We start from the raw sequence: 14954 nt of genomic DNA on the forward strand, positions 1-14954 counted from the left end.
TTGGTTTCACAACTTATTGTTCCTTCGTTTGCAATTATCCTGTACTATGAAAAAAACAGTTTTAGCGGTCTCCCGGTTCACACCGGCCCTGCTTCTGGCAGTCACTTTCAGTGGTGTTGCTCTGGCACAAAAGGCGGTATCGCCATCGCCGAAATCTACTACGAATGAAGTAAATGTCCGAATTATTGAACGGAATGGTGATGAAGTTCGGGAAATCGAACGCACGTATAGCATGGATGGCATGAGCGATCCACAACGCGATAAGATGGTTATGAAATTAGTAGATTCGCTCAAGGCAACCCGCAAGGATGGTCGCAAACGGCAAATGACGATCATTGTAGAAGATAATGATAGCGACCGAATTGTATCCCGCAAGCGCATTGGCCCAGGTATGAAACGTATTCCGGGAGACATCTATGTTCAACGGAATAAATTACCCCGTAACAACCGTGAATCGTGGGACAACCAAAACTGGAACTACGAACTTCATCGGGGAGTCGATTCCATGGCGGATCAAATCCGTCGGTTCAAATTCGAGTTCCCAAGAGATTTTGATCGACAGTTAGTTCAACCTTTTGAGAGTTGGTCCCGGAATATCGGCGGCAAACCCTCTACCATTCGGGGATTAGATGCATACCCCAACAATCCTGACCGCGACCAACTGAACGTCCGCTTTACGGCACCCACCAAAGGCGATATAAGTATTATTGTTACGAATCCGAAAGGGAAGGAAGTGGCTAAACGAGAGATAAAAGACTTCTCAGGCGAGTTTGTGGGACAGATTGATCTGGGCAAAAAAGCGCAGGGAATCTATTTCATTACGGTTACCCAAAATGAAGATGGCGCGGTGAAACGGGTACTTGTGGAGTAATAATTCGTGAAGTGGTGGAGTAGGTGAAATGAGGGCATTAAGTTGAGTCGTTGATTAATACCCATTCACTTACTCCACTACTCCACTACTCCACTACTTCACTTATTTCACCCACTCCACTAAACTCAAAAATAATTTGAAGAATTTAGTACTATGTATTGCAAGATACCAAACTAAACATATATCTTTGTAGTGTAATTAAGATAGAGGTCATGAAAACGTTAGTAGTTATCGGCATTTTACTAGTGGGCATCAGCGGTCAGGCATTTAGCATGGGGCACCCACACAATATGTTTGCGGCCCGGAAACAATTGCGGGCTAAAGCATCAGCATCAACAGCCAGACCAAAAGCAACATCGACTATTGGATGGCAACATGCTGTGCAGGTTACAAAAGCTGAGTTCAGCGAGCGTCTTCTGTCGGCTCTGTCGCATATACGCCCAGCCAGAGCTTATTAGTCATTACGTTATCCATTCTCCCTCTAGTTTGGCGGGCTTCCTGATTCGCCATGTCCCTACTTTAAAGCCTACGGCATCGGCTTCTTCCCTCTGGCCCTTCCGGCCTTTTGTTATTGCCGGTTCGGCACACTACCCAACCAGGATTTTCCTTACACTTACTTGCTGATTTCCGCACATCCCCAACGAGTGTCAACACCTGGGCGTTCGCCTTTCTACTGGCTGCTATCTACCAGCGGCATCATTTTTGTACTTATCCTCCCTACCTATTCCTCCAAATCAACTACTAATTTCCTATCCGTACAGGTAAGGCTCAACCAATCAATACTTTTTAAGTCATAGATGCGAGAACGAATCGTTGGTGTCGTTCTTGCCGTATATAGCGAACGTGTTAACCGTCTGAATTACAGTATGGCCTATACATTATGGTTGACAAAAAGAATTAATTTTCAACTTTAATTTTGTATTAATCCGTTGGCAATAACAGTTGTTCTACATTATTTCGTTTAAAATTTAGATAATTCAATGATGAGTGCCAATTTTCGGTAGGGTTTGGCTATTTTTATGGTTTGCCAGAAACTACCGTTAACTGACCTAGACTTTTTTACTTTCAGAGTGCCCATGCGGAACATCGCTGTACGACCAATTTTACTTGTCGGCCTTCTGTCCGTCAGCTTGTTAACGGCTTTCGGTCTAATGAGGCCAGGCCGTAGCTACTGGGCACGACATGCTCATGCGAGATCGCACAAAGCGAAAGCCAAAGTCAAACGACCATTGCCAGTTGTGACTCCTGTTGTTGTTTCGCCCTATAAATATGGGGAAGCCGCTACACCTGTCGAGGTTTTTATGCTTCCCGATAGCGGACGGCAATGGGTAGATAGCGTTTTCCAGGGCCTGACACCTGAGCAAAAAATAGGGCAATTTTTCATGGTCGCGGCCTTTTCAAATCGCCATGAGAATCACTACCAGTACATTGATCATCTGATCCAGAACAATCACATTGGCGGATTAATCTTTTTTCAAGGCGGTCCTTACCGGCAGGCTATTCTGACTAATCGCTACCAGGCTGAATCAAAAGTACCGCTGCTTATTGGTATTGATGGTGAATGGGGTCTGGGCATGCGTCTGGATAGTGCCATGGACTTTCCCAAACAGATGTCGCTGGGTGCTATTCGGGACAACGAGTTGATTTATCGAATGGGGGCCGAGATTGGCCGTCAGTGCCAGCGTTTAGGTATCCATATCAATTTTGCCCCCGTATCCGATATCAATAGCAATCCGGCTAACCCCGTAATTGGTGTTCGCTCATTCGGTGAAGCCAAAGAGAACGTAGCCTTGAAAGCGTCAGCCTACATGCGTGGTTTACAGCAAAACCATGTCATTGCTACTGCCAAGCACTTCCCCGGCCACGGCGACACTAACGCCGACTCGCATCATACACTGCCCACCGTTTCCCGGTCGTCGGAACAAATGCGCGAAATTGACCTGTATCCATTCCGCAAACTTATTGCCGATAGTTTAATGGGAGTAGTAACAGGTCATCTGCATGTACCTGTAATGGACAACAGACCGGCGCTGGCCGCTACATTATCCGAAAAGATTGTTACCGAACTCCTCAAAAAAGAACTCGGATTCCGGGGTCTGGTTTTTACTGATGCGTTGAATATGGGCGGCATCAGTCGGTCACCCAAAGCAATGGACGTGAACTTACAGGCGTTAATTGCCGGAAATGATATTCTTCTCTATCCAGAAAATGTGCGAGAGGCTGCGGCAACGATCCTGAATGCTGTTCAGCAGGGCGTAATTACGCAGGAGTTTATCGACGAGAAAGTCAAAAAGATTCTTAGGGCCAAATATTGGGCTGGCCTTCATCACTACAAACCTATTAACCTGGGCGGTTTATCAGCAGAGTTGAATTCTCCCGAAGCTCAATTGCTCAAACAGGAACTCTGCGAGCAGTCGGTAACGGTGGCCGATAATCAGAACAATCTTCTCCCGCTCAATCGGCTGGATACCCTGCGGCTGGCCTCGATAGCTATTGGAGCCGAACCCGGCAATGTATTTCAGAAAACCCTGAACCAATATGCACCCTTCCAGACAGTGGCTTTCCCGGAAAAACCACTGTCGGAAGCAGACCTCACGAATATGTTAGCTCATGTGGGTGATGCAAACACGGTTGTCATTAGTTTTCACCGAATGAGCGAATCAGCCGCCCGTCGATTCGGGATTACCAAACCTTCTCTGGATCTGATCACCCGCCTGAAACAGCGCGGAACCAAAGTAATTGTTGCAGCCTTTGGATCACCCTATAGCTTACCACAATTTGCCGGTGCCGACGCGCTGGTCTGTGCCTATCAGGATCTTGACGATATGCAGCGGGTAGTCCCCCAGGTGTTATTTGGCGGACTGGGTGCCCGAGGCATGTTACCCGTCTCAACATCGGGCGATATGAAAGTGGGCATGGGCCTGAGAACCAATCCGGAAGGTAGGTTGTCAGCCGGATCGCCGGAGAGCGTCGGGATGAAATCGGCCGTATTGAATCAGATCGATGCCATTGCCCAGAGTGCAGTTAAGAATCATGTTGTTCCAGGCTGCGAGATTCTGGTAGCTCGGAAAGGCAAAGTAGTATACAGCAAAAACTTTGGTGCACTGACCTATGCCGCGGGTGCCGAGAAAGTAACGGATGAGACTTTATACGATCTGGCGTCCCTTACGAAAGTACTGGCTACCTTGCAGTCCGTGATGGTGTTATATGACCGGAAACAGATTGATCTGACCCAAAAGGCATCGCTTTATCTGCCCGAGCTACGGAATACCAACAAGCAAAATATCACCCTTCAGGACTTGCTCTGGCACCAATCCGGTATGGTATCGTATTATCCAACCACCTGGGATCGCACCCGACTACCAGGCGGAGGGTTGAAAGCTCAATATTACGCAGCTACACAAGACAGCCTCCATACACTTCAAATTGCCCCTACACTCTGGGGTGTCCCCGCCCTGAAAGATTCGGTTTGGAAATGGGTGATTCAATCGCCGATGTCTCGAAAAACCGATGAAGCAGGTAAGCCTGCCTATGTGTATAGCGATCTGAACTTCCTGACCCTACAGAAAATCGTTGAACGGGTCAGCAAACAGCCATTAGATAAATTTGTTACGGAGAATGTATATAAGCCATTAGGGCTGCACCAACTTGGCTTTACCCCGTTGCAACGGCTACCTCATCCGCAGTGTGCTCCAACGGAACAGGATACCTACTACCGAAATCAATTGCTAGTGGGAACAGTACACGATCAGATGGCGGCAGTGCAGGGAGGTATTTCGGGGCATGCCGGACTGTTTGGTAACGCCCATGACATTGCTACACTCCTACAGATGAATCTTCAGAAAGGCGTTTACGGAGACCAGCGAATTTTGAATCCAATGACCGTGCCTTACTTTACCCAAACCCTTAGTAATCGCAGCTTCCGGGCCTTGGGCTGGGACAAACCTAATCCCGAAAGCGCGGGCAGCGTGTACATGTCGCCTAAGGCATCAGCCCGGTCATTTGGTCATACGGGTTTTACGGGTAACGTTGTCTGGGTCGATCCAGATGAAGAGCTGGTTTTTGTATTCCTCTCGAACCGTATTTATCCAACAGCGGGTAATAACTCCATCAATACAACGAAACTCCGCCGACGGATTCATGAAGTAATCTACAGCGCCGTTGAGTAATGGTTTCTTGAGTAAGCGGTAGCGTATTCTTAAGTTGCCCTGCTGGTTAAATTAGCTTATGCCACTTCAGTATTGAAGTGGCATTTTTATTGCAGCAACTTATAGGTATGTGTGTCTCCAGAGAATCGAATGGAGACAAAATAGCCGTATACTTCTACTGATCAATCAATTAATCATATATTTATCCTCATAGTTCTGTCTGGTATACTTAGGCAGTGGTTTAGCGCATCCGCATATCAAGCATAAATGCATTAACTTTAGAGTCCAAAATGGATTCATTACTCAATTTTTTATGAAGGGACGTATTTTTTACTCCTATTTAGCGGTTTTGCTGTGCCTAACTGGCCTAACAACGCGCGGCTTTGCCCAAACGATTACTACGGTCACATTTTCCCCAGCTACGGTTTGTGCAGGTAGTGGCCTTACGGTAACTTTTACAACAAGTAGCTCATTCGCCGTAGGCAATGTATTCACCGCTTATTTATCTGATGTTGTTGGAGGAACCTACCCAACAACATTAGGCACTCTTGCCTCAAGAACGGGCGGAAATATTAGTGGAACAATTCCCTCGACAGCTGTTAATGGGGATGCCTACCGTATTCAGATAGTGGCTAGCAATGCTACAAAGGCTAGTAGTTTATCAACCCTCACAATTAGTGTTCCAGCGGCTCCAAGTGTAACTACACCGTCCCCTTATTGTGAAGGCACAACAGCCTCAGCGCTAGTAGCTACCGGTCAGAATCTAAAATGGTATGGTACTAGCCAAAGTGGGGGGACTTCATCTAGTATAGCTCCCGTCCCCAGCACCGCTGCTGCTTTTATAGGCAATTTCAACTATTATGTAAGCCAGACGGTTGGCGGCTGTGAAAGTCCAAGAGCCGCGATTACGGTTACAGTGAAAGACGCCCCTCCCGCACCGGCCACTAACCCAGTGACCTATTGTGTGGGACAAACAGCGAGTGCTTTAACCGCAACGCCAGTCTCTGCTGGAGCTACCCTTAACTGGTATGGCACCTTGGCTAGTGGCGGCTCACCCTCTTCTGTTTCTCCAGTTCCTTCAACAACAATTGCGACTACAACGACCTATTACGTCAGCCAAACACTAAATGGTTGTGAAGGCCCCCGCGCCAGCCTGACGGTAACCGTAAATGGCATCCCCTCTGCCCCAACTGGCACTTCTGCTACCTATTGCGAAGGAAGTACAGCCCAACCATTGACGGCTACTGGTCAAAATCTAAAATGGTACGGAACCAGCCAAACCGGAGGCTCTGGGTCGAGCAATGCCACCGTCCCCAACACGGCAACCCTTGGTACTACTGCCTATTACGTAACTCAAACAGTGAATGGTTGTGAAAGCCCGCGTACGGGTATATCTGTACAGGTGAAAGACAGCCCTAATGCACCAGGCACGTCAACCATTGAATTTTGTCAGGGAGTTGTTGCCCCAACCTTAACAGTAACCCTTACTGCTGGTGCCACCCCAAATTGGTATGGCACAGCTGCCAGTGGAGGCTCGCCTTCAGGGACGGCCCCTATACTTTCTAGCTCCACCGCTGGCACTACAATTTATTACGTCAGTCAAACACAGAACGGTTGCGAAAGTCCTCGTGCCAGTCTGACTGTACGGGTGAAAGCTACCCCAAGTGCTCCGGGAGTCAGTTCAATTGGCCTATGCAATAATAGCAACGCAGTACCCTTAACGGCGACAGGATCAGGCCTTAAGTGGTACGATGCCGCTGATGCTCCACTAGGAGGAGCGCCCACACCAAATACAAATACCTTGGGCAGCCAAACCTATAAAGTTTCCCAAACTGTAGAAAGCTGCGAAGGCCCTAAAGCCACTATCACTGTCACCATCAATGCGATCCCTTCTGCCCCAGTTGGTGCCTCTGTTACCTATTGCGAAGGAAGTTCGGCTCAGCCATTAGCAGCTACGGGTCAGAACTTAAGATGGTATGGTATTAGTCAAACGGGAGGTACTTCATCAGGAACACCAAATACCCCTAGTACAACAACTTTGGGCACTACGCTCTATTACGTAACCCAAACGGTAAACAACTGCGAGAGCCCACGGGTAGGAATACCAGTGTTCATCAAAGATACACCTGTTGCCCCTGGCACTACGGCTATTGATTTCTGTCAGGGAAGTGGTGCACCAACCTTAACCGCAACACTAGTAGCCAATGCGACGCCTAACTGGTATGGCACCTCAGCTAGCGGTGGTATAGCGTCTGGCACTGCGCCAACGCCCTCGAACTCCACTGTTGGGACAACTGTTTACTATGTTAGCCAAACCCTAAATGGTTGTGAAGGACCAAGAGCGAGCCTGGCTGTGCGCGTAAAAGCAATACCCGGCGCACCAGGCGTTAGCCCAGTAAGTTTCTGTAACAACGGTCCAGCCCAGCCCTTAACCGCGACGGGTTCAGGGCTTAAATGGTATGACGCTTCTGACAGCCCGCTAGGGGGAGCCCCAACCCCAAACACAGGTACTGTTGGCAGTCAGACATATAAAGTCTCTCAAACCGTTGAAAGCTGCGAAAGCCCTAAAGCAACGCTTACCGTCACAATTAATTCGATACCAGCTTCGCCTACCGGCACTTCTCCTAGTGCCTATTGCGAAGGAAGTCCGGCACAAGCGCTGGTGGCTACTGGTCAGAATTTGAGATGGTATGGCACCAACCAAACAGGTGGTTCAGGGTCAAGTAATGCCACCGTCCCTAGCACAGCAGCCTCCGCCATTGGCAGTATTACGTACTATGTAACGCAAACAGTGAATGGTTGCGAAAGCTCACGTACGGGCATACCTGTACAAGTGAAAGACACACCAGATGCACCAGGCACCTCTTTAGTTGAGTTTTGCCAAAACTATGGCGTACCCACACTGACTGCTACCCTGGTAGCCAATGCGACTCCTAACTGGTATGGTACTTCTGCCAGTGGTGGTACAGCTTCTAGTAGCGCACCAGTTCCCACAAATTCCACAGTTGGTACTACGATTTATTATGTCAGCCAAACACTGAGTGGCTGTGAGGGCCCTCGTGCCAGTCTGAGTGTACGGGTAAAAAGTACCCCTGGCGTACCGGGCGTCAGCCCAATTAGCTTTTGTAACAATAGTCAGGCACAGCCATTAACAGCTAACGGCACAAACCTAAAGTGGTATGATGCCTCGGACAACTCAATAGGTAATACGCCAGTACCAAATACAGGCACGGTTGGTAATCAGGTTTATAAAGTCTCCCAAACCTCTAGTGAGGGCTGCGAGGGGCCAAAAGCAAGTATAACCGTTGTTATCAATCCGCTTCCTGGTCAGCCGAGCGTATCGAATGTTAACTATTGCCAGGTCCAACAAGATCAACCACCCCAAAATGTAACCTCATTGGCGTCTAACGCCAGTGGTCAAAACCTAAAATGGTATAATAGCGCAGGCAGTCTGCTTTCCGGCGCACCAATTCCTTCTATTACCACCGCTGGCACACAGTCTTATCAGGTAAGCCAGACTGTCAATAATTGTGAAGGAGGAAAAGCAACTATTCAGGTTACAGTTAATACGTTAGCAGCCCCTACTACACCAAAACCGCTGGTTGTTTACTGCCTGAATGATAAGGCAACCCCACTGGAAGCAATTGGCGAATCAGGAAGCCAGCTAAAATGGATTGACCCCTATGGCCGAGTTACTAATGATGCCCCTACACCATTAACGCTCAACACAAACGTTCAGCCGGGGGGAGATCCTTTCTACGTGTATCAGATTGGGACAAACGGCTGCTATAGTCCGCGTGCTACGATCAAAGCTATTGTTACTTCACCACCCACACTGGCACTGGTTGCGCCCGTATCCACCGTCAATCTAGGACAGAAAGCTCCCTTACAACTGAAGTTTACCAGTTCAGGACCGTATAGTTATACCCTAACGGGTGGGTATTCGGGCACATCACTCAAGGCAGATACAACTATTTCGGTGTTACCACGTGGCAACACCATCTATCAGGTAATTACCGTCTCAAATGGATGCGGTATAGGTTTACCAGGTAGTCCGGCAACTGCCCAGGTCAATGTCATTGTTCCAACTGTTTCAACCAGTTCCCTATCCACAACGACCCTATGCTCTGGAACATCGCTAACTGTACCCTTTACCACAACGGGTCAGTTTAACTCAGGGAATGCATTCAGAATGGAATTGGTGAGTACAACTGATACATCCAAAAAGTATGCGGTCTCGGCAACAGCCACTAGCTCACCTGTTACGGGTAGCCTGCCTCTTACACTTCCGGGAGGACAGTACTTCGTACGAGTGAAAGCTGATAATCCAGACATAGCCATTATAGGAAGTAACAGTCCTACGCCACTCACCGTGCGCTCGGTGGCTAGTGCAACTTTGACGGGTACGCAAACTATTTACGAAGGGACCCCAGCTAACTTAACCCTGACATTTGGGGGAGATGGCCCCTGGACTGCAACCTATGCCGATAGTCTTCGTTCGTACACAGCTACAACATCCAGTAGCCCTTATGTTTTTGAAGCACGACCTGTTCGAAGCACAACCTATCGACTCACAGCTGTGAGAAATGTCTGCGGTAATGGGCCAATTTCTGGTACGGCAATAATCACAGTAGCACCATTACTAGGCGTAGATGATAACTCGCTTGATCCCCTAGTAAAAACCTATCCGGTTCCTACCCAAACGGTACTCAGCGTAGAATTAGACCTACCACTAACTCGCGATCCAGCAACCTTGTCGCTTATGGATGCCCAGGGCAGGCCCGTTCTACAGCATACCACACGGAATCAGCACAATGAACTCGATATGACTACACAGCCTAACGGTCTCTATTTCCTACGTATACAAGTAGGCGACCGACAAACGGTTCGTAAAGTATTGAAACAATAACATAAGTCGCTACACACAAACGATTATCATGCCCGACGAATATTTTATGGATATTGCCCTTGGTATGGCGGAAGAAGCTGCTGATAATGGCGAAATTCCTGTTGGGGCCATCGTCGTTTGTCGCAACCGAATCATTGCCAAGTCGCGCAATCAAACAGAACAATTGACCGATGTAACGGCTCATGCTGAACTTATGGCTATTACAGCAGCTGAGCACTACTTAGGCAGTAAGTACCTGACCGATTGCACCTTATATGTGACACTGGAACCTTGTGTAATGTGTGCAGGTGCTTTATTCTGGGCACAGCTGGGCCGGTTAGTTATTGGTGCACCCGATCCCAAGCGTGGCTATAGTCGTGTGAATCCATCAATATTACATCCTAAAACCCGCGTAGAATCCAGTATATTAGCCGATGAAAGCCAAGCGCTACTGGCAAAGTTTTTTAATCGCCTAAGAACATAATTTGGAATAGGCTTGTTAACAGAACCGAATAATCTTACATTCTAACTAATCAATACAATGGCTTTTGTATTAGATCCGCTTCCTTACCCAAGTGATTCGCTCGAACCGAATATTGACAAGCAGACCATGGAAATTCACCACGGCAAGCACCACAATGCTTACGTGACGAACCTGAATAATGCCATTGCAGGCACAGATATGGAAAATAAATCCATTGAAGATCTGCTGGCCAGCGTAAGTAAAGCACCAGTGGCTGTTCGTAATAATGGCGGTGGTCATTATAACCATACGCTGTTCTGGAATACAATTTCGGGAAGTGGCGGTGGCCAGCCAACAGGCACGCTGGCTGATGCAATCACGCAGAAATTTGGCTCATTCGATACCTTTAAAGAAGAGTTCACCAAAGCAGCAACCACCCGGTTCGGGTCGGGTTGGGCCTGGTTGATCGTAACGCCTGAAGGCGAACTGGCAATCACCTCATCCCCTAATCAGGATAATCCATTAATGGATATTGCCGAAGTGAAAGGCTTCCCCATTATTGGTCTTGATGTGTGGGAACACGCTTATTATTTGAAGTATCAAAATCGTCGGCCGGATTATATTGCTGCGTATTTTAACGTAGTTGATTGGAATGCGGCTGAGAAACGGTATCAGCAGGGCAAGCAAGCCTAACTAATGAAGAATGATAAGTGAAGAATGAAGAATAGGAATTGAAAAAAATACTTTTCATTTTTCACTCTTCACTCTTCACTTTTTATTACCTTTGCACTCTCAAAAATGGTGATTGTAGCTCAGTCGGTTAGAGCGCCGGATTGTGGTTCCGGAGGTCGCGGGTTCGAGCCCCGTCTTTCACCCTGCCTCAAAGCCCTGATTTTATCGGGGCTTTTTTTAGTGCCCTACTCTTCTGTTTCCAAACTAAAATCCTGTATACAGTTAACGTTCAGGCTAACTGGATAGTAGACAGAGGAATAAAAGTTATCGGCTATTGCTCTACATATGGGTGCTTACTTGCTGATTGTCAACAGCTTGCTAACTAAATAACCCCTAGCAACTAGTAATCAGTCCTTAAAGCCTTTTTCTTCATTTGCTTTATAGCGATTAAGCGGTAATTTTGTTTATCTTTTTAAGACAAACATTAAACAAGTCGGTTTAGTTATCATATATGGATTTGATTGATTAGGGAAAGAAACCATAAAAGTTCTTTACTCTCTGTCCTATCCATGCGGCTTGTTTGGTCATAGCCATCTCATCCCATGAGCACGTATTCCATCAGAGACTTAGAGCAGCTTTCAGGCATAAAAGCCCATACGCTGCGCATCTGGGAGCAACGATATGCGATTATCGCTCCCCAACGAACCGATACCAATATCCGGACTTACGATGATCAGGACTTGAAACTTGTTCTAAACATCTCTTTATTGAAAGATCATGGCTACAAAATTTCGGAAATCTCCAAGCTATCGCCAGATGAGTTAGCCAGCGAAGTGATTAAAGTCTCGGATAGACAAGTTACTTATCCAGATCAAATCCATGCTCTCACCTTGTCTATGCTGGATTTGGATGAAGACCGATTTGAAAAAATCATCAACACAAATATTCTTCAATTTGGATTTGAGAACACGATGATCCATATCATCTATCCATTTCTGAATCGAATCGGTACTCTATGGGTCACAGGATCAGTGGGGCCAGCGCAGGAACACTTTATCACAAACCTGATCCGGCAGAAAATCATTGTAGCTATAGATGGTCAAAGCAAACACACTGTAACTGGCAAGAAATACCTGCTATTTCTACCGGAGGGAGAATTTCATGAGATAAGCCTGTTATTTGCGAACTATATTATTCGTGCCCGCTCTAATAAAGTTATCTATCTGGGGCAAAGTTTACCATTTGAGGAGCTAGCTTATGCCTACGAGCGACACAAGCCTGATTATTTATTTACCGTTATAACGTCACATCCGTCAAACCATGAAGTGCAGCCTTATGTAAACCGTCTGGCGAAAACCTTCTCAGATTCTCATATCATTATGACAGGATATCAGGTTGTGGGGCAGGACATTGATAGTCCAGATAATACGACGATTATTAACCAGATTAATGATTTGGTCCGAATTGCCACGAATTGAGGTTTTCCAATTTTTCTCTCCAGTTAGTTGCCCCGTGTGAATGATAAAGCACGACGTTCTGCATACGTATATATGTCGCGGGCAAGTTGAAATCCAACGTGACCACCTACACGGGGCGTTTCCAGAAAAATTGATGCATGATGTTCCGCCAGCCAAGCTGGCGAACACTCAGGCGATAGCAACGGGTCATTCTGTGCATTCAGCAACAATGTCGGCACGGTAATATCGGGCATAAAATTGACGGCTGATGCCTGCGTATAAAAGTCGTCTGCATCAGCATAGTCATTGACCGGAGCAGAAAAAAACTCATCGAAGTCCCGCCATTTTTTTACGTGTTGCAACTGAGTCATATCCAGCCGTCCGGGAAAGAGGGTAGCTTTCTGGCTTAATTTGGTAATTAGCTTTTTCATAAACCGATTCCGATAGAATCGGTTGGCGGGTCGATCGAGCAGTACGGCACTAGCGCCTAAATCAGTTGGTGCTGAGATGGCAACCCCACGCTTAATTACATCGGGAAGTTGCTTTCCATGAACGCCAAGGTATTTGAGCGTAATATTCCCTCCCATGCTATAGCCAACTAGTGCCACGTCATTATAGTGTTTAGTTTGGAGTGCATGATTGATAACCTCCCCTAAATCACCAATTTCGCCATGATTGTACAATCGAAACGCTCGGTTCATTTCGCCACTACACGATCGACAATTCCAGGCCAGTACATCATAGCCGTGTTGAGCAAACAATTTAGCCGTACCTAAAATGTATTGGCGACTACTATCTCCCTCTAACCCATGCGTCAAAACAACCAGGCGATTTCGGCTAGTATCAATCCAATCCAGATCAACAAAATCGCCATCAGCTAGTGTTAACCGCTCACGCTCATAGGTAACGCCCGTCACCTTACGCGTCAGGCTGGGAATAACCGTTTGCAAATGACCATTGTATTGATAGGCAGGTGGACCGGGGTAAGTAGAATGAATCAGCGGCATATAAATTGAACAACGGATACATTTACGTCGTTGTTCCAGCACAAACCACAGTTATGCATATTGCCAAATACCTTTCCGTTATCATTGCCAGCACCATTAAGTTTGTTGGAGGGCCACTTTCGGGTGTCGCACTGGGGTTAACATGGCTCGAGACAGCAGTTTGTACAACGCTGGGCATGATGATAAGCGTCATTGTGGTTGCATATGCTGGTGCGGCCTTACAAGCGCTGTGGCGTCGATATCGCCCAGAGCCACCTAAACGATTTACAAAGCGAACGCGACTGGCCATTCGTATCTGGCGACGGGCGGGTCTGGCGGGTATTGCCCTACTGACTCCACTGATTCTGACGCCAATTGGCGGAACGATCATCGCCGTTTCCTTTGGCGTTAAACGCGGCCCACTCTTACTCTATATGTTTATTAGTGGTGTTATCTGGGCCGTTGTTCAAACACTTGCCTTCTACCAGATTCCAGGCCTTAAGGGGATTTTTGGCTAGTTGTGAACCTGGTGAAGTAAGTGAAAGTGAGTGGAGTAGGTGGAGTCAGTACTAGAAAAACTTAATGCTCCAAATACTTACTTTACTTACTCCACTCACTTTCACTTACTTCACCAAGTTCACGACCTCACCGGCTTACCGACTGAGGTGGCGCTGTGGCTGACTTTTTGCGGAAATCCCCCTGAGAGAAATATTTTTCGATCAGACAGTACATCAGAATAAAGAAGTACCGACTACCCATTTCCTTAATCTTCAGCTTCGACTCGCCGTATTTCCGGTTTGTCCAGCTATTGGGCACTACTGCGTAGGAATACCCCCGTACAATAGCCTTAAGTGGTAATTCGACTGTTAGATTGAAGTGGGGTGCCAGAAACGGTTTAATACCTTCAATCGTTTCGCGTTTGTAAAGCTTGAATGCATTGGTCGTATCATTGTATTTAATTCCCATCACGATCCGAACAATGAAGTTGGCAACCCGGTTGATAAATTTTTTCAGCTCAGGGTAGTCAATTACTTTCCCATCTTTCCCCCAGCGTGAACCGAACACCGCATCGACATCGGTTTCCAGCATTTTGTGGTAAAATTTCACTAAATCTTCTGGATCGTCAGATAGGTCTGCCATAAACACAGCCACACAATCGCCCGAAAAACGTTCCAGGCCATAGCGTACAGCGTATCCAAATCCGTTCGGGCCTGGGTTCGTATAATAGACCAACGTCGGAATCTCAGTGGCAGCTAATTGTTCCAGTACCTTTAGTGTACCATCTTTCGAATTATCGTTTGTAACGCAGATTTCGTGAGGAACTCCGTGCTTGGCCAATGTTTGATAGAGAATGCGCAGTGTTGGTGGCAGCGACTCCTCTTCGTTATAAGCAGGGATAACAACGCTTAATTTCATAACTAGTCATGTGCGGGATAAAGCCGCAATTGGGGTTAAATTCATCCCGCATT

At 47.1% G+C, this 14954-nt stretch carries 10 protein-coding genes and 1 tRNA gene; 9 read left to right on the top strand and 2 right to left on the bottom strand.

The features are described 5' to 3' along the window. The first annotated feature begins 46 nt into the window (after positions 1-46). The 8 genes from EXU85_RS32985 (at position 47) to EXU85_RS33020 (ending at position 12520) form a co-directional block, all read left to right on the top strand. On the top strand, positions 47-871 hold the full coding sequence (locus EXU85_RS32985; RefSeq protein WP_142776150.1) for a T9SS type A sorting domain-containing protein: 825 nt from the start codon (positions 47-49) through the stop codon (positions 869-871). A 212-nt stretch (positions 872-1083) separates the two neighbouring features. Beyond that, positions 1084-1329 (top strand): hypothetical protein, encoded by a 246-nt coding sequence (locus EXU85_RS32990; RefSeq protein WP_142776151.1) that lies wholly within the window; start codon positions 1084-1086, stop codon positions 1327-1329. Positions 1330-1947: 618 nt separating this feature from the next. Then, positions 1948-5040, top strand: a complete 3093-nt coding sequence (locus EXU85_RS32995; protein ID WP_142776152.1) for a glycoside hydrolase family 3 N-terminal domain-containing protein — start codon at positions 1948-1950, stop codon at positions 5038-5040. Positions 5041-5332: 292 nt separating this feature from the next. Continuing rightward, positions 5333-9928 carry a T9SS type A sorting domain-containing protein gene (locus EXU85_RS33000; RefSeq protein WP_142776153.1) on the top strand — a complete coding sequence of 1532 codons (4596 nt, stop codon included), beginning with the start codon at positions 5333-5335 and terminating at the stop codon, positions 9926-9928. Positions 9929-9956: 28 nt separating this feature from the next. Then, complete coding sequence (locus tag EXU85_RS33005; protein WP_142776154.1) at positions 9957-10391, top strand: nucleoside deaminase; 435 nt, start codon at positions 9957-9959, stop codon at positions 10389-10391. 57 nt (positions 10392-10448) lie between these two features. Next, positions 10449-11063, top strand: a complete 615-nt coding sequence (locus EXU85_RS33010; protein ID WP_142776155.1) for a superoxide dismutase — start codon at positions 10449-10451, stop codon at positions 11061-11063. Positions 11064-11170: 107 nt separating this feature from the next. Further along, positions 11171-11246 (top strand) — tRNA-His (locus EXU85_RS33015). 398 nt (positions 11247-11644) lie between these two features. Then, positions 11645-12520 carry a MerR family transcriptional regulator gene (locus EXU85_RS33020; protein WP_142776156.1) on the top strand — a complete coding sequence of 292 codons (876 nt, stop codon included), beginning with the start codon at positions 11645-11647 and terminating at the stop codon, positions 12518-12520. A 23-nt stretch (positions 12521-12543) separates the two neighbouring features. Here EXU85_RS33020 and EXU85_RS33025 read toward each other — a convergent pair whose 3' ends face one another. Next, positions 12544-13506 (bottom strand): YheT family hydrolase, encoded by a 963-nt coding sequence (locus EXU85_RS33025; protein WP_142776157.1) that lies wholly within the window; start codon positions 13504-13506, stop codon positions 12544-12546. 53 nt (positions 13507-13559) lie between these two features. Here EXU85_RS33025 and EXU85_RS33030 point away from each other — a divergent pair, with 53 nt between their 5' ends. After that, the gene (locus EXU85_RS33030) at positions 13560-14003 is read left to right on the top strand and encodes a hypothetical protein (protein WP_142776158.1); all 444 of its coding nucleotides are present in this window, start codon (positions 13560-13562) and stop codon (positions 14001-14003) included. A gap of 127 nt (positions 14004-14130) precedes the next feature. Here EXU85_RS33030 and EXU85_RS33035 read toward each other — a convergent pair whose 3' ends face one another. Further along, positions 14131-14901 (bottom strand): glycosyltransferase family 2 protein, encoded by a 771-nt coding sequence (locus tag EXU85_RS33035; RefSeq protein ID WP_142776159.1) that lies wholly within the window; start codon positions 14899-14901, stop codon positions 14131-14133. Positions 14902-14954 lie beyond the last annotated feature (53 nt).

It is taken from the genome of Spirosoma sp. KCTC 42546, from assembly GCF_006965485.1.
Classification (GTDB): Bacteria; Bacteroidota; Bacteroidia; order Cytophagales; family Spirosomataceae; genus Spirosoma.

Bases quoted from the DNA above. Each gene is read 5' to 3' on its own strand.
- EXU85_RS33020 (WP_142776156.1), top strand. From the start codon at position 11,645: ATGAGCACGTATTCCATCAGAGACTTAGAGCAGCTTTCAGGCATAAAA.
- EXU85_RS32990 (WP_142776151.1), top strand. From the start codon at position 1,084: ATGAAAACGTTAGTAGTTATCGGCATTTTACTAGTGGGCATCAGCGGT.
- EXU85_RS33035 (WP_142776159.1), bottom strand. From the start codon at position 14,901: ATGAAATTAAGCGTTGTTATCCCTGCTTATAACGAAGAGGAGTCGCTG.
- EXU85_RS32985 (WP_142776150.1), top strand. From the start codon at position 47: ATGAAAAAAACAGTTTTAGCGGTCTCCCGGTTCACACCGGCCCTGCTT.
- EXU85_RS32995 (WP_142776152.1), top strand. From the start codon at position 1,948: ATGCGGAACATCGCTGTACGACCAATTTTACTTGTCGGCCTTCTGTCC.
- EXU85_RS33025 (WP_142776157.1), bottom strand. From the start codon at position 13,506: ATGCCGCTGATTCATTCTACTTACCCCGGTCCACCTGCCTATCAATAC.
- EXU85_RS33030 (WP_142776158.1), top strand. From the start codon at position 13,560: ATGCATATTGCCAAATACCTTTCCGTTATCATTGCCAGCACCATTAAG.
- EXU85_RS33000 (WP_142776153.1), top strand. From the start codon at position 5,333: ATGAAGGGACGTATTTTTTACTCCTATTTAGCGGTTTTGCTGTGCCTA.
- EXU85_RS33005 (WP_142776154.1), top strand. From the start codon at position 9,957: ATGCCCGACGAATATTTTATGGATATTGCCCTTGGTATGGCGGAAGAA.
- EXU85_RS33010 (WP_142776155.1), top strand. From the start codon at position 10,449: ATGGCTTTTGTATTAGATCCGCTTCCTTACCCAAGTGATTCGCTCGAA.